The sequence below is a fragment of the Streptomyces anulatus genome (assembly GCF_000721175.1).
GTDB classification, from domain to species: Bacteria; Actinomycetota; Actinomycetes; order Streptomycetales; family Streptomycetaceae; genus Streptomyces; species Streptomyces anulatus_C.
This window is the reverse complement of sequence record NZ_JOEZ01000036.1, coordinates 1-14,946: the sequence shown is the minus strand read 5'-3', so window position 1 is coordinate 14,946 and position 14,946 is coordinate 1. Positions and strand designations below refer to the sequence as shown.

13 protein-coding genes and 2 pseudogenes are annotated in these 14,946 nt (G+C 70.3%); 9 read left to right on the top strand and 6 right to left on the bottom strand.

Going from position 1 to position 14,946, the window contains the following annotated elements; translation table 11 throughout:
* The first annotated feature begins 44 nt into the window (after positions 1-44).
* Entirely contained in the window at positions 45-1,205 is a 1,161-nt protein-coding gene (locus tag IG90_RS0132100) for a serine hydrolase domain-containing protein (RefSeq protein WP_030592564.1), read from the top strand.
* Positions 1,206-1,474: 269 nt separating this feature from the next.
* Here IG90_RS0132100 and IG90_RS0132095 read toward each other — a convergent pair whose 3' ends face one another.
* From IG90_RS0132095 to IG90_RS46300, 4 genes and pseudogenes are all read right to left on the bottom strand, one after another.
* Positions 1,475-2,530 (bottom strand): ABC transporter ATP-binding protein, encoded by a 1,056-nt coding sequence (locus IG90_RS0132095; protein WP_030592561.1) that lies wholly within the window; start codon positions 2,528-2,530, stop codon positions 1,475-1,477.
* The gene (locus IG90_RS0132090) at positions 2,527-4,134 is read right to left on the bottom strand and encodes an ABC transporter permease (protein ID WP_030592558.1); all 1,608 of its coding nucleotides are present in this window, start codon (positions 4,132-4,134) and stop codon (positions 2,527-2,529) included. Before IG90_RS0132090 ends, IG90_RS0132095 begins: the two co-directional genes overlap by 4 nt.
* A gap of 5 nt (positions 4,135-4,139) precedes the next feature.
* Positions 4,140-5,195, bottom strand: coding sequence for an iron ABC transporter substrate-binding protein (locus IG90_RS0132085; RefSeq protein ID WP_030592555.1), 1,056 nt, complete (start codon positions 5,193-5,195; stop codon positions 4,140-4,142).
* A 168-nt stretch (positions 5,196-5,363) separates the two neighbouring features.
* Positions 5,364-5,597, bottom strand: a pseudogene (locus tag IG90_RS46300) (SNF2-related protein); the annotation flags it as partial.
* A 212-nt stretch (positions 5,598-5,809) separates the two neighbouring features.
* Between IG90_RS46300 and IG90_RS0132070 the strand changes: the two are divergent.
* A complete protein-coding gene (locus tag IG90_RS0132070) occupies positions 5,810-6,262 on the top strand; it encodes a hypothetical protein (RefSeq protein ID WP_245170736.1) in 453 nt (150 codons plus the stop codon).
* A gap of 131 nt (positions 6,263-6,393) precedes the next feature.
* On the opposite strand, the pseudogene IG90_RS46295 reads toward IG90_RS0132070, so the two are convergent.
* A pseudogene (locus IG90_RS46295) lies at positions 6,394-6,501 on the bottom strand (IS5/IS1182 family transposase); the annotation flags it as partial.
* A 101-nt stretch (positions 6,502-6,602) separates the two neighbouring features.
* The gene (locus IG90_RS0132065; RefSeq protein ID WP_033894835.1) at positions 6,603-7,004 is read right to left on the bottom strand and encodes a cyclic nucleotide-binding domain-containing protein; all 402 of its coding nucleotides are present in this window, start codon (positions 7,002-7,004) and stop codon (positions 6,603-6,605) included.
* Between the two features lie 353 nt (positions 7,005-7,357).
* Between IG90_RS0132065 and IG90_RS0132060 the strand changes: the two genes are divergently transcribed.
* The 7 genes from IG90_RS0132060 to IG90_RS42730 all read left to right on the top strand — a co-directional run bounded on the left by IG90_RS0132060 (position 7,358) and on the right by IG90_RS42730 (position 14,540).
* The gene (locus IG90_RS0132060; RefSeq protein WP_233436141.1) at positions 7,358-7,849 is read left to right on the top strand and encodes a hypothetical protein; all 492 of its coding nucleotides are present in this window, start codon (positions 7,358-7,360) and stop codon (positions 7,847-7,849) included.
* 331 nt (positions 7,850-8,180) lie between these two features.
* Positions 8,181-9,797 (top strand): MFS transporter, encoded by a 1,617-nt coding sequence (locus IG90_RS0132055; protein ID WP_030592540.1) that lies wholly within the window; start codon positions 8,181-8,183, stop codon positions 9,795-9,797.
* 797 nt (positions 9,798-10,594) lie between these two features.
* Entirely contained in the window at positions 10,595-11,095 is a 501-nt protein-coding gene (locus IG90_RS0132050) for a hypothetical protein (RefSeq protein WP_030592537.1), read from the top strand.
* Between the two features lie 94 nt (positions 11,096-11,189).
* Positions 11,190-13,106 (top strand): ATP-binding cassette domain-containing protein, encoded by a 1,917-nt coding sequence (locus IG90_RS46290; protein ID WP_051860343.1) that lies wholly within the window; start codon positions 11,190-11,192, stop codon positions 13,104-13,106.
* A gap of 32 nt (positions 13,107-13,138) precedes the next feature.
* Complete coding sequence (locus IG90_RS44480) at positions 13,139-13,312, top strand: hypothetical protein (RefSeq protein ID WP_157846369.1); 174 nt, start codon at positions 13,139-13,141, stop codon at positions 13,310-13,312.
* A gap of 231 nt (positions 13,313-13,543) precedes the next feature.
* Positions 13,544-14,317 carry an ABC transporter permease gene (locus IG90_RS0132035; RefSeq protein ID WP_051860342.1) on the top strand — a complete coding sequence of 258 codons (774 nt, stop codon included), beginning with the start codon at positions 13,544-13,546 and terminating at the stop codon, positions 14,315-14,317.
* Between the two features lie 25 nt (positions 14,318-14,342).
* Entirely contained in the window at positions 14,343-14,540 is a 198-nt protein-coding gene (locus tag IG90_RS42730; RefSeq protein WP_078585486.1) for a hypothetical protein, read from the top strand.
* Positions 14,541-14,946 lie beyond the last annotated feature (406 nt).

The window sequence follows — 14,946 nt, the reverse complement described above, 5'->3', positions numbered from 1 at the left end:
CGCCGATCCGAACGACGATCCGACGATTCCTCAGGAGTTGACTCATGCGTGGACAGAAGCGGCGAGTGTTCCGTTCGACGAGCCGGTGGCACGGCATGCGGCGACAGGTCCTGCCTGCCGCAGCTGCGGCGATCGGCGTCATGACGCTGGGGGCCCTGGCCCCGCCCGCCGCCTCAGCCGTCAGGCCGGACGCCGTCCAGCAGAGCCTGAACGCGCTGGTGCGCGACAGCGGGACGCCCGCCGCGCTGGCGAGCGTCAAGGACCGGGGCCGTGACCGGACCTACACCGCGGGGACCGGCGACCTGGCCACCGGCGCACCGGTACCCGTCGACGGGCAGGTGCGGATCGGCAGCAACACCAAGACCTTCGTCGCGGTCGTCGTTCTCCAGCTCGTCGCGGAGCGGAGGGCAAGCCTTGACGACTCCGTCGACACCCACCTGCCCGGCCTCGTCCGCGGGGAGGGTATCGACGGGCGCCGCATCACCGTCCGCCAGCTCCTCCAGCACACCAGCGGACTCCCGGAGTACAGCAGCCACCTCGGGGACGAGGCACGGTACTACGCCCCCCGTGAGCTGCTCGCCACAGCACTCCGGTACCCGGCAGAATTCGCCCCCGGGAAGAGCTGGAAGTACAGCAACACCAACTACGTGCTCGCCGGCCTGATCGTCCAGAAGATCACCGGCCGCCCACTCGCCGACGAGATCGACCGGCGCGTCATCAAGCGCGTCGGGCTGCGCCACACCTACTTCCCCGCTCCCGGTGACGTGAGCATCCGAGAGCCTCACCCCCACGGCTACCACCAGGAATCGGCGGGGACGCCGCTGCGCGACGTCACGGAGACGGACCCCTCCTGGGGCTGGGCGGCAGGACAGATGATCTCCACCAACTCCGACCTCGACCGCTTCTTCGGGGCGCTCCTCGCCGGCCGCCTCCTGCCCCCGGCCCAGCTCGCCCAGATGCGTTCCACCGTCCCGGCCGAAGCGATCTTCGGCCCGGGCGCCCGCTACGGTCTGGGACTCGTCAGCAGGCCGCTGCCGTGCGGCGGCCTTGCCTGGGGCCACGGCGGCAGCTTCCCGGGGTACGAGACCCGCGGCGGCGCCACCGACGACGGCCGCGCCGCCCACGTCGCGGTCACCACGCAGCTCACCGGCGCGGCGGCCAGGAGGAGTCTCGAACGCGCGGTGGACACCGCCTTGTGCCGCTGAACCCCGCCGGGGGCGTGTCATGTCCGGGGGTCCGACACGACGTCGGGCCCCCCGGGACACGTCCGCGCACAGCCGCCCGTACGGCCATGAGCAGGCCCACGGGATACGGGCGATCGCGGGAGCGACGCGGGCGCCGGAGGTGAGGACCGAGGTCCGGCGGACGGCCTGGCCGATGGTCGTGCGGCCGACCGGTCCGGGTTCACCGGCCCCCGGCCCGGTCGCCGACGCCGCTGGGTTCCTCGCCGGACCGGGGAGGCGGTGCGGCGCGGTCAGGGTGCGCTGTGGAGGACTGTCCTGCCGGTGACCGCGATCCCGGTCTTCTCGCCGGGACGCACCCCGACCGGCCCGGAGACCCGGACCGACACCGGGGTGTCGAGCCCGGGAACCGCGACGACGACCATCGCGTCGTGGCCGTAGAAGTGCACGTCCACCACCGTGCCCGGGGGGCGGTCCACGCCCGCCTCGGTCAGCGTGAGCTGCTCCGGGCGCAGGACGACCGTCCCGGTGCCGCCGCCGGCGGTGGAGTCCTTCCCGGCGCCGGCCAGCGGGACCGGGCCCAGCGCGGTGAGGGCCGTGGCGCCCTCGACGGTACCGGGCAGGAGGACGGCGTCGCCGACGAAGCCGGCCACCCAGGGGTCCGCGGGGCTCCGGTAGACCTCCTCGGGGGCCGCGCACTGGGCGACCCGGCCCGCCCGCACCACCGCGACCAGGTCCGCGGTGGAGAGCGCCTCCTGCTGGTCGTGGGTGACCAGCACGCCCGTGGCGCCCGTGGCCCGCAGTGCGGCGCGCACATCGGCACGCACGCCCGCGCGCAGGGCGCTGTCGAGGGCGTTGAAGGGCTCGTCGAGCAGCACGAGCCCGGGTTTGGGGGCCAGCGCGCGGGCCAGGGCGATGCGTTGCTGCTGGCCGCCGGACAGCTCGTGCGGCATCCGGTTCCCGTACCCGGGCAGGCCCACCAGCTCCAGCATCTCCTCGGTGCGCCTGCGGCGCTCGGCCACGGGGACACCCGGCAGACCGAAGGCCACGTTGCGGGCCACGTTCAGGTGCGGGAACAGGGCGCCTTCCTGGGGCACGATCCCGATCCGGCGGCGCTCGGGCGGCAGGTGGACGCCGGGGCCGGCGACGACCCGGCCGCCCAACTCCACCGTGCCGCCGTCGGCGCGCAGGAAGCCGGCGAGGATCCGCAGCATGGTGGTCTTGCCGCAGCCGGAGGGGCCCAGGACGGCGGCCAGCCGGCCGTCCGGCACGGTGAGGTCCAGACCGTCGAGCACCCGCGTCGCGTCGTCGTAGGACTTGATGAGCCCGGTGATCCGCAGGTCGGTCATGTGCGGTGCCTTCCGAGGAGGTACGAGGGGACGGCGGCGATCAGGATGAGGACGGCGGCGTAAGGTGCGGCGGCCGCGAAGGAACCGGTGCCGGTCTCCGTCCACAGCCGGGTGGCGAGGGTTTCCATGCCGGTCGGCCGCAGCAGCAGGGTGGCGGGCAGCTCTTTCATGCAGACGACGAAGGTGAGTGCGGCACCGGCCGCGACTCCGGGGGCCGCGAGCGGCACGGTGACCTCGCGCAGGACCCTCAGCGGGCCACGTCCGAGCGAGCGGGCCACGTCCTCCAGGACGGGGGGCGACTGGAGGACGGCGGCCCGGGTGGCGGCCACGGCGACGGGCAGGAACAGCACCGCGTAGGCGGCGACCAGCAGCGGTAGCTGCTGGTAGAGCGGGTACGCGTAGCGGACGGCGAGGAAGACCATCGCGAGCGCGACGGTGATGCCGGGCACGGCGTGTCCCGCGTACGCGGCCTGCTCCAGAAGGTGCGCGGCACGCCCCCGGTGGCGGGCGGCGAGGATGCCGACGGGCAGGGCGAGGAGGGTCGTGACCGCGGCGCCCAGCGCGGCGACGCCCAGGGTTGTTCCGGCCGTCTCGAGGAGCACGCCGGGTTCCCAGGTGCCGGAGTTGCCGACGGCCAGCCAGTAGACGAGGGTGCCGACGGGGAAGGCCACTCCGGCAGCCGCGACGAGGGAGCACCAGCCGAGGGCGGGCCAGGTGAACCTGCCCAGTCGGGCCGGGGGTGCGGGCCTGGGCGCGCCCCCGCCGGTGCGGGCGTGTCCGGCGCGGCCCCGGGTGCGGGCCTCGGCGGCGACGAGCAGCACGGTCATCACGACGAGTACCACGCTGAGCGCGGCGGCGGGCGTGCGGTCGAAGCTGGCCTTGTACGAGGTGTGGATGGCCCTGGTGAACGTCTCGTACCGCATGATCGAGACCGCGCCGAAGTCGGAGAGCACGTACAGGGCGACGAGCAGTCCGCCACCGGCCGCGGCGGGGCGCAGCTGCGGCAGCGTGACGCGGAGGAAGGTGCGCGCCGGGCCGTGCCCGAGGGATCGGGCGGCCTCTTCCTGGGCGGGATCGATACCGCGCAGGGCGGCGGCCACGGGCAGGTACACGTACGGGTAGCTGACCAGGGTGAGGGCGAACGCCGCACCTGTGAAGCCGGCGAGGCCGGGATCGGCGGAGATCCAGGCGAAGGCCGCGACGTAGCTGGGCACGGCGAGCGGCAGGGTGGCCAGCACGGACCATGCGCGGGCGCCGGGCAGCGCGGTGCGGACCGTCAGCCAGGCCAGCGAGATGCCCAGGACCAGACAGGCGGTGACGACGACGGCGGTCAGTCCCAGGCTGCGGGCGAGCAGTTCGACGGTCCGCTCGTGGGCGACGACGCTCCAGGCGTATCCGGGGCCGCGCTCCAGCGCCCGTACACCCAGGTAGATCAGCGGCAGCAGCGCCACGACCGCGGCCACCGACGCCAAGCCGACGAGGAGAAGAGGAGGCCGCTGCCTGGCACGCCCGCGCCCCGACGACGCGTCGGCGTCGTCAGGGCGCTGGGTGGTACCGGCGGGCGCCGACCGGTTCGCGTGGACCGGCGTCCCCGATGTGCTCATGGTTCTCAGACCATCCCGGCTTCCTGGATCATCTCCAGTGTCACCTTGAGCGATTCCAGCTTGCTCAGGTCGATGGCGGGGGCGTCGATGGAGCTCAGCGGCGGAAGGTTCTCGACCTTGCTGGTGACGCCCGAGGCCAGCGGGTACTCCTTGGTCTCGTCGGCGAAGTAGGTCTGCGCCTCCGCGGAGAGCAGGAACTCGACGGCCTTCTGGGCGGCTGTGCTCTGGTCGCTGCCCTTGAGGACGCCGACGCCGGCGACGTTGACGAGCGCGCCCGGGTCACCCTTGGTCGGGAAGTGCAGCTTGGCCTTGACCTTGGCCGCGCCTTCCTCGGCGACCTTCTCGTACCAGTAGTAGTGGTTGATCAGGCCGAGCTCGGCCGTGCCGTCGTTGACGGCGTCGAGGACGGCGCCGTTCTTCTCGTACACCTGGGGGTCGTTGGCCTTGAAGTCCTTGAGCCAGGTGCGGGTGGCGTCGTCGCCCTCAAGGACGCGCATGCCGGTGACGAACGCCTGGAAGGAGGCGTTGGTCGGTGCGTAGGCGACCTTGCCCTTCCACTTGGAGCCGGTCAGCTCGTGCACGCTGTCCGGGGCCTTGGCGACCTTGTCCGGGGCGTACGCGATGACGCGGGCCCGGCCGGAGACGCCGACCCAGGTGCCGTCCTCGGCGCGGAACGCCTTGTCGACCTTGTCCAGGGACTTCGTCGGCAGGGCCGCCAGGCGGCCCTCCTTGGTGAGCGCACCGAGAGCACCGGCGTCCTGGGAGAGGAACAGGCCGGCCTTGCTCCTGTCGCCCTCCTCCAGCAGCTGCGCGGCGAGCTCGGCGCTGTCGCCGTAGCGAACCTCGACCTTGGTGCCGGTGGCGGCTTCCAGCTTCCTGAGCAGCGGGTCGATCAGCTCCTCGTTGCGGCCGGAGTAGATGACGAGGGATCCGTTCTTCTCCTCGGCCTTCGTGCCCGCAGCAGCGTCCTTCTCCTCGCCACTGCCGCAGGCGGCGACGAGCGGCGCGAGCAGGGCGCCTATGGCGAGGGTGGCGAATCGACGAGTGGCGGGGCTTCGCATGGCATGCCTTCCTGGTTCCTGTGAGCCCTCAATGAATAAGGTGTGCCTAACCTAAACGTCAAGGGTTATGTCCCATCCGGGACGACTTGACACCGGGTTGTGATCCGGGAGCCGGGCCGGATACGCCGGTGCCCCGAAGATTCGCCGCGGCAGGGTTGAGGCTCCTGAGTACCGGGCGGGGTGGTTGCAGATCTGCTTCAGCGAGGTGAGCGGTTCGAGGACCAGACCGCGCGGGGTGATGCCCTCCGACTCCGCGATCTTCGCCATGGTCTCGCGGACCTGTGCCTCGTACGGGCTGGTCTGCTCGGCCGTCAGCGGGACGACGTGGTCGGTCTCGGTCCTGGGCGGCAGCTCGGGCGCGATGCCGGGGTCGGACTTCTTGCGGCGCGACAGGAAGGGACGTGTTCGCCCGGCCGACTTGACGCGGTGATCGCGGCAGCTGAGGCGGAGGCTGCCGCACTGGCACCGCTTCCTGAAGTCGCCGACGACGATCTCACGGAGCAGGAGCGGCAGGAGGTGCAGGAGGCCATGGGGCTCGTCTATGGCGCAGACGGTCCTGCCACCCGATCCGGTAACGCGGCGTGACTTCCCGGGTGCCGGTCTACGACACCGGCATGCTGATTGCGCTCGCGGATCGCAACGCGAAGGCTGTGCGTCTGCACACCGGCCTCAAGGACACGCCGCATCGGGCGCTCGTGCTCGGACCGGTACTGGCACAAGTCTGGCGGCCCAGCCCCGCCACTGTGCACGCCCTGGCCGGGGTGATGAAGGACTGCACGGTGCCGCAGGTTCGTAGTTCGGCCCCAGCCATGCGCCCCACCGGCGTGGGGCAGACGGCCTGCATCATGTGCGCCACCGGCCCGGACAGCACCGAATGGCAGCGCATCGGAAGCGCCCTCGGTGCGGCAGAACTGCCCCCCGAGAAGCGACCGGACGCCGTGCATGCCCTGGTGGCTCTGACGGCGGCCCGACATGGCAGTGCCGTGGTCTTCACCAGCGATCCGGCCGACCTCGATGCCTATCTGAAGGCGCTGGACGCCAAGGACGTGCACGTGGTGCAGATCTGAGGAGTCGGTCGGCGGCCGTGACCCCGGTGCGAGGGCCACGGCGGAACGCAGGAGGTCCCGGCCGGGGCCTTCGACGTATTGCCCGGTGAGAGCAGTGGCGGAGGACCCAACCGGGCGGAACCTTGGGAGTCCCCGGTCGCCGACCGCGCTACCCGCTCCTGCTTCCACGCGGTGACCAGCGGCTCGATCAACGCCCACTGCCCGTCCGACAAATCAGTCGCGTACGGCATCCGTTCCATGCCCGCGACCCCATCATGCACACGACATGACGCGAGGGCGGAACCATCCCATCACCCACGAACGGGCGACAACATCACCAGGAACGGGACTCAACGCTCTCTTAGGTGGTGTCGGTGCCGCCGTGAAGTGCGTACTCGTCGAGCAGCCGGCGCCGGGTGACCTGCAGTCGGTAGGCGAGCACTGATGTCACCCAGTTACCGATCAGTGCGCCGAAGGCCGGGTCTGCGTCCATGGCCGTACGGACAGTCATCGCGTTGAACTCGTAGGCGCGTACCGGCGTCTCGGCTTCGGCGCTGTTGTGCCAGGTGTAGGGCCGAAGCAGCCAGGACCAGCCGACGAGTTCGCCGGGGCCGAGCCGCTCGATCAGGGCCGGTTCCCCGCCGGGCAAGCGCATGTCCAGCGTGACCGTACCGGATCGCACGATCCAGAAACGGTCGGCGACGCTGCCTTCTTCGAAGAGCCGGGTGCCCTCGAGGAAGTTGGATTCGTGACCGTGCTCCATGAGCCGTTCTCGGTCACGCGCGGTCAGTGTGTTGGCCAGACGGGCGGGGGAAAGAGTTCGCATGGTCGTCCTCCGTTCGCTTCCCTTCTCCAGTGTCCCTCGTTGAAGACCGGGCAGCGCAGGCCGAACGGTTCCTTCGGAGACGTATACGCAGAGCTTCTTGCGGCTACCCCTCCTGCTGCGCGGCGTGGGGCGGCCTGACTCGTGTCGTTGGACCCCGGGGCCCCGGAACGCAGCGAACTTGAAGAACTGCGGCACAGGGTGGGTGCTCTGGAGAGTGCCGTGCCGACGCAGACGGCACGGCATCACTTCTCCCGCTCCGTCGGATCGGTACTGCTGATTCTTTCGCCGCCTTGCTGTCGCTCCAGGCTGTGGTCGCGGTGTTTGCGCGGGACGTATACCTCGACCATCTCTCTCCCGAGACGTCCCAGGCGGCTGCCGGAGCCGTGTACGACGCACTGGTCAAGTTCCTGCGCGCGGCCGTGCGGGCGCTCGCTGCGGTTGCCCTCTTCACTGCCCTCGGCGCCTTCCTCACCGGCCCGTCCCGTATCGCCGTTCTCATCCGCACGGGCTGCCGCAGTGGCATTGCGGCCTTCCGCGACGTGGCGATGTCGGCGGGGCTTCGCCTGGGAGCGGTCGGACGATTCGTGCACCGCTTCAAGCACTGGATCGGGGTCGCCATCCTGGTTGTCGCGGCAGTCGTCCTGTTCACCTGGACCTACCCGACCACGGTGGTCGTGATCTGGACGGTCGTCCTCACGCTGGCCGGATTCGCGGTCCGGGAGTTCCTGGACGTGGGCGGCGCCCCGGACGGCGACGCCCGGACCGGAAACGCTGCTCACTGAAGCGCTGTCGAACGCCGCGCGGCCTCCTCGCATGGCCGGTCCGGGTCGGGGCCGATGCACAGCAGGCGAGAGGCGCGCTCAGTCAGCCTCGCTCCGCGGCTGCCGCCTCTCCCTGCGGCGTAGCGCGTCCCATGAAGCCGGGGCACTGCCGCTCCCGACGGGATGCCTCAGGAACCTGGACAGCCCCTGCCGCCGGGCGGCGGCCCCGCTTGCGAAGCGCCTGCGGAGGCAACCGCCGGGCCGGCGACCTGGGTAAGGGGCCACCGCCAACCGGCCCATCTCCATGGCGGGTCGCGGACCAAGAGTCGACGAACGTTGCGACCATCAGACAATGACCGCCAAAGTGGACTCGCCCGGAGGCTCGACAACGGCGCGGGTCGTCCTGCTGACGCTCGCGGCTGGCCAGTTCCTCATGGCACTCGACAGTTCCGTCATGAACGTGTCGATTGCCACTGTGGCAGAGGACGTGGACTCGACCGTCACCGGGATCCAGGGGGCGATCACGGCCTACACCCTCGTCATGGCCATGCTCATGATCCCCGGTGGCAAGGTCGGTGCACTCATCGGCCGCAAGCGGGCATTCATGATCGGTTGTTGCATCTACGGATGCGGATCACTGACCACGGCGCTGGCTCCGAACCTGCCGGTGCTGCTCGTCGGCTGGGCACTCCTGGAAGGAATCGGGGCAGCACTGATCCTGCCTGCCATCGTGGCGCTCGTCGCCGGCAACTTCACCGTGGAGCGCCGACCCGCCGCCTACGGACTCGTCGCCGCCGCCGGGGCCGTGGCCATCGCGGTGGGGCCACTCATCGGAGGTGTGGCAACGACGTACTTCTCCTGGCGCTGGGTGTTCGCCGGAGAGGTGGTGCTTGTGCTCGGCATCCTGGTGCTGGCCCGGCGGGTCGCCGACGCGGCACCCGACAGGCGTCCGCGTATCGACCTCGCCGGGGCCGTGCTCTCCGCCCTGGGGCTCGGGATCTTCGTGTTCGGCGTCCTGCGCTCGGACCAGTGGGGCTGGTTCCGGCCGAAGCCCGACGCGCCTTCGCTGCTGGGAGTCTCACCGGTCGTATGGCTGATGCTGGCGGGCCTGTTCCTGATCTGGATCTTCCTCCGCTGGGAGGCCCGGCTCGTCGGAAGGGGCGGGGAGCCACTGGTGAATCCGGCCCTGCTGGAGAACAAGCAGCTCACCGGCGGCCTGACGATGTTCTTCTTCCAGTACCTCGTACAGATGGGCGTGTTCTTCGTCGTACCGCTCTATCTGTCGGTCGCGCTCGGCCTGTCGGCGCTCAAGACCGGCGCCCGCATCCTGCCGCTCTCCCTGACCCTGCTGGCCGCCGCGATCCTGATCCCGCGTCTTCTCCCGAACGTCTCACCACGACGCGTAGTACGGCTCGGCATCCTCGCGATGTTCGCCGGTGCGGTGGTCCTGATGGCCGCGCTGGACGCGGAAGCCGACGCGGAGATCGTCACAATCCCGCTGCTGCTGATCGGCTTGGGCATGGGCGCGCTCGCCTCCCAGCTCGGCTCGGTCACTGTGTCCGCGGTGCCGGACGAGCAGAGCGCCGAGGTCGGAGGCATCCAGAATTCCGTCACCAATCTCGGGGCCTCGATCGGTACGGCACTCGCCGGGTCCATCCTGATCGCCACACTGACCACCTCGTTCCTGACCAGCGTCGAACAGAATCCGGCGCTCCCGGCCGAGGTCAAAAACCAATCGGGTGTCCAGCTCCAGAGCGGTGCCCCCTTCCTGTCGGACGCCCAGCTCAAGACGGCCCTCGCCGACGCCGACGCGAACGCGGACGTGACCGATGCCGCACTCGACGCGAACTCCGAGGCACGCATCGACGGTTTGCGGGCGGCACTCGCCATCCTCGCCCTCAGCGCCATCATCGCGCTGTTCTTCAGCCACCGGATCCCTACGACCCAGCCAGGCTCGGCCAAGACGTAGAGGCGCCGTTGTTGCCGGCCCGCGCACCCGCCGCTTCGAGAGGGCGGTTCGTGAGGTTCTAGATGTCTCTGTCGTCGCCTGCTGGTGTAGGTGCGGACAGTGGGGTGAGTGAACGCCAGTCGTACTCGAGCGACCTATCGGACGAGAACTCGTGAGGGTTGCCCCCAACACGCTTTCAAGTCTGCACTCGGCCGTTCGGCAACAGTCGGGGGCGTCTGGACCTGTGGCGGAGCTGGTGACTACAGGCTCGGCGAACTGTGGTGAACACTCGCGCATGAGACCGGAACTGAGACCAGGCGCTCGCTCATTTACCGGACAACGGGCCGTACCGCTACGTGGCTTGACGGAGCAACGCAGGCGGGCTTGAGCTTGATTGGAAGGCCCTGAGCGCGATCGGCCTCGCCTGGGTCAATGTATTCCAGACGAGCTTCGTCACTGTGAGAGGGGCGGTCCGGGGCCTGGGTTGCCTGGTCCGACCCGAGCTGATCCGAGTTTTCCGGAATGCGACTGAGGGCTGCTCCGGAGGACGGTGGCCGCATGCCGTCGGGAGTGCAGGGGAAGCCTGTCCGGCTCCGGGATGCGCTGGCATCAATGGCCGAGACTCGACTATTCATGGCCTGATCAACCGGCTGACGCATTGATTGCTTGCGAAGAGCTGGAGCCGCGTCTAGCCTCAGCTTTGGTCCAGACCAACGGGGAGTCGGCGTCTCCCAGCCGGGCAGGACCGATCGGCGGGAGCGCCGGCCGCACAGCATGAACCGGGGGGAGCAACACATGTTGGCTGGGCTTGTTCACCGGTGCTCCCGGTCTTCGATCTCGTCGACCGGTACCCGAGCGTCCGTTCCCTCGGCAGCGCCTACGCGATCGTGGCGAAGGGGAGTCTGGCGGGGCTGCGACGGCTGTTGACCGACCCCGTCCTGCGGACCCACCAACCACGGAACTCAGCGGTGTTCGTCAAGGAACTCCTCGACACCCTCTGGTGGTTCGTCGGCCCGGTGGTGGTCCTCGCCGCGGTCACCGTCCTCGCTCTGGCCCAGGCGCACGCGCAGCTGATCGTCTGGGCCGCGGCCGCCCTCGGCTACACCGTGGTGCACACCCTGTGGTGTGTGCGCCGGGCGGAGTTCTGGCTGGCGGCCCATCAAGGCGCCCGGGAGCGGGCCGAGCTCCCGTCCCCCGGCGGACTGCGGCTGGTGCCCGCGTTCCTGGCCCAGCCCGTCCTGCACTGGCTCGGGCCCCTGCGGTACGCGACAGGACTCCTCGGCGGGCGCTCCGCGGAGTCCGGGAAGACCGAGCGGTGATACCCGCCCGCGGCGACCGCGGCCCCCCGAACCCCCCGAACCCCCCGAACCGCTACCGTCCCCCGCCCCCCTGTCAGACCGGAACCCCTGACCTATGACTGCCGCACCCCGCCCGATCAGCCTCTCCACCGTGATCATGGCTCACCCACGCCGCCAGGCAGCCGCAGAGCGGTTGTCCGCAGCCCACCCCGAACTGGCGGCCGTGGTCGTCACCGACCCCGAACCGGACGGCCCGTCGTCCGCCCTGCGCACAGCCCGTGTCGCCTGGCAGACGGTGGCGCCCTCGGCCACGCATCACCTGGTGATCCAGGACGACGCGATTCTCGCTCCCGGGTTCGCCGAACGGGTGGGGGCCCTCGTCGCGGCGAGGCCGGACGCCGCCATCAGCCTGTTCGCGGAGTGGGGATCACGCACCGCCAACGCTGTCCGCGCCGCAGCCCTGTTGGGTCACGACTGGGCTCCGGTGGTCGACGACTACCTGCCTTCCGTGGCGCTCGTACTGCCCGCTTCCCGGGCACGGTCCTTCGCGGAGTACGCGGCGGCGAACACCGTGGCCGACGCCACGGACGACGTCACCCTTCTCGATCACCTGACCGATATCGAGAAGCTCACCCCGGTCGTACAACCGGTGGATCATGCCAACCCCCCCAGCCTGGTCGGCAACGACGTCATGGGGCCGCGCAACTCCGCCAACTACGGCCCCCTCGGTGCGGGGGCCTCTGTCGGGCCCGGCTCCAGCACTCTGCCGCCGCCGAGCGCCGTGCCCTACTTCTGCTGGTGGGAGCAGCTGGCCGTGGTCTACACCCGCGACGACTCCGCGCCGGACGGCTGGCGCCGCGGTCCCGCCGAGGAGACCCTGCTGGAACGGGGCATCGGGAGGGAGGAGACCGTCGGACCTCTGCGCGAGGCGCTGGACGTTCTGCCCCACCGCTCCCTGGTCCACGACCGGATCAGCGACGTCCTGCTCGCCGAGGTGTGGACCACGGCCTTCCTTCACCCTCGGAGCCGTGCTGCACGACCTGGGTGGGGCGGTGGACCCAGGCCGTTTCCCGGCGCGTTCCGCACTGGCCACCCTCGCACCGGGGGCGCTGCGCCGGGTCATCCCCGTCCAGTGGCTCCCCGCGGTGGGCGAGTTGCTCGCGCCGCTGGTGGCGACCGCTGTGCTCAGGGGCTCCGAGGCCGCGGGCGAGGCCGCCTCATGACCGGCGGGGAGCCGGTGATCGACGTCGCCGGGGCGGGAAAGACCTTCCGGTCCTTCGACCCGGGGGGCCGATGGAGTGTCCGACGGCCCTTGCGGCGGCGGAAGGTGCGACGCTCCGTCGCCCTGGCCGATGTGGATCTCCGTGTCGGCCAGGGGGAGTTCGTGGGGCTGCTCGGCCAGAACGGGGCAGGCAAGTCGACGCTCATCAAGCTGATGACGGGCCTGCTGCTGCCCGAGACCGGAACGGTCCGGGTCATGGGCCTGGACCCGTACGCCGACCGCGAGCGCAACGCGCGCACCATGGGAGTCACCTTCGGGCAGCGCACCCAGCTCTGGTGGGACCTTCCGGCGCGGGTCTCCTTCGACATCCTGCGGGACATCCACGGACTGGCCGAGCCCGTCTACCGTTCCGCCCTGGCCGAACTCGACGGTGTTCTCTCGCTGTCGCCGTTCTGGGACACCCCGGTCCGCTTCCTCTCCCTCGGCCAACGCGTCAGGTGCGACCTGGCGGCGGCCCTGCTGCACCGGCCGCAGGTGATCTTTCTGGACGAGCCGACGGTCGGCCTCGACGTCCTGGTCAAGGACCAGGTACGGGCACTGCTGGCCAGGCTGGCGGCCACCGGGGACCACGCGATCATTCTCACCACGCACGACATGGGGGAGGTCGAGGCGCTCTGCGAGCGGATCGTGGTCATCGACCGGGGCCGGGTGGTCCATGACGGGTCACGGGAGGGGCTCGCCGCCGTATCCGGTGACCAGCACACCTTCGTGGTGGAGTTGAGGCGCCGCCGCCCTCGCTGCGGCTGCTGACCGCCGAGGTCGTCTCCGCCGACGGGCCCACCGTGCGCGTCCGCCCGCTGCCCGGGTCCGACCGCATCGAGGTGACCGCGGAGCTGCTCGCCGCTCACCCCGTGCGTTCGCTGGTGTACGAGGGCACCCGGGTCGAGGACATGCTGCGCACGCTCTACGGCCGCTCCCACGAGGAAGCGCCGACGGCGACGGGACGGGCCGGGTGATGACGCCGCCCTCCCCGGCCCGCCCCGTGAGCCCGAGTACGGCAGCCGGCCGTCCACGCGCCTTTCGGCTCGCGTTCCTTGTCCCGCGCACCGAATGGGCCTACAAGCCGCGCATCGTCGCCACGACGTTCGTCATCGTCACCCAGGTCTTCCTGTACGTGCTGCTCTGGCGCGCGCTGTACGGGGAGAGCAGTCAGACCGTGGTCGGTCTCGACGCCTCTCCTGGCCACGGTGATCCTGCGGGCCGGACTGCGCAGCCAACTCGCCAATCGCGCGGACTTCGCGATGGCCGTGGCCAACGGTGTGACGTACCAGATCACCGTGGTCCTCTTCGCCACCGTCATCTTCAGCCGCTTTCCCGCACTGGATGGCTGGGAGCTCGGTGAGATTCTGCTCGTGAGCAGCATCCGCATGGTGGGCCACGGCCTGTACATGCTCTTCTTCGGAAATCTGGGACTGGTCCCGCATCTGTTGCGCGAAGGCCGCTTCGACGCCTTCCGCACCCGCCCGGCACCGACCTTGCTCCAGGTGTTCACGTACGAGGCGCCCGTCAACGCACTGGGCGACCTGGTGGTGGCCGCGGTCTCGCTCAGCGTCTGTCTGTCCCTGCTGGACATCGAATGGACGGTCGGGGCAGTGCTGTTCCTCCTCCTGGCCATGGTGTGCGCCACGGTGATAGAGCTGGGCTTGAACCTCCACATCGCCGCGCTCGTGCTGCGGTTCCGGGGCAGCGAGTCGCTGTTCTTCTGGCTGGACAACACCGCGGGAACCTTCGGAAACTACCCGCTGTCGGTCTTCCCGACGATTCTGCAAACGGTGTTCACCTTCGGTGTCCCGATTGCTTTCGCGGGCTACTACCCGGCCGCCTGGCTGACCGGCCACACCGACACGGTCCCCTTCTCGCAGGCCCTGGTTTACGCCTTCCCGCTGGTGGCCATGGCCGTAACGGTACTGGGACTCGCCGCCTGGCGCCGCGGACTGGCCTGGTACTCGCGCAACGGGTAGACCGAGACCGAACCACCGACGTCGAATGGCCCCCAGAAACCGCCCTGGTCTGATTCCCGGCGTCCCGGACACGATCGTTGACGCGATTGTGGGCTGGGAGCCCGGCCAGTCGGCCCGGACGCGCCGTCGCTACCAGTACCTCACCTACGGGGTGCTCACGGACCCCGCCGACAAGATCGGCGGCCTGCTCCGGCCGCTGCCCCGAGGCACCGTCTGCCGGTAGCTCGCAGTATCCCGCAGACGCGTCCAGCGCGACGGGCGAGGCCGTGGGGAGACCAGCGGCCTCACTCGTCGTACCTCACATCACCACGGTCGGGGTCCACACCCTCCTGACCTCGGGACGCACTCTGGGGTACCGCGCCGGAGGCGAGCGAAGAGGCCGGGGAGGCCCGAACGAGGGGCCCTCAGGCCGCGACTGAGACGGAAGATCACGAAGAGCCCACCGCCCAGCGACGCGTGATCGAGACCGGTCCAACTCGGGCCAGCACGCGAAGAAGGCCCTGACCAGTCGAAACGGGTCAGGGCTTCTTCGTATTGCCCGGTGAGAGCAATGGCGGAGGATACGAGATTCGAACTCGTGAGGGGTTGCCCCCAACACGCTTTCCAAATGTTCGTCTGGGGGTCCGGCG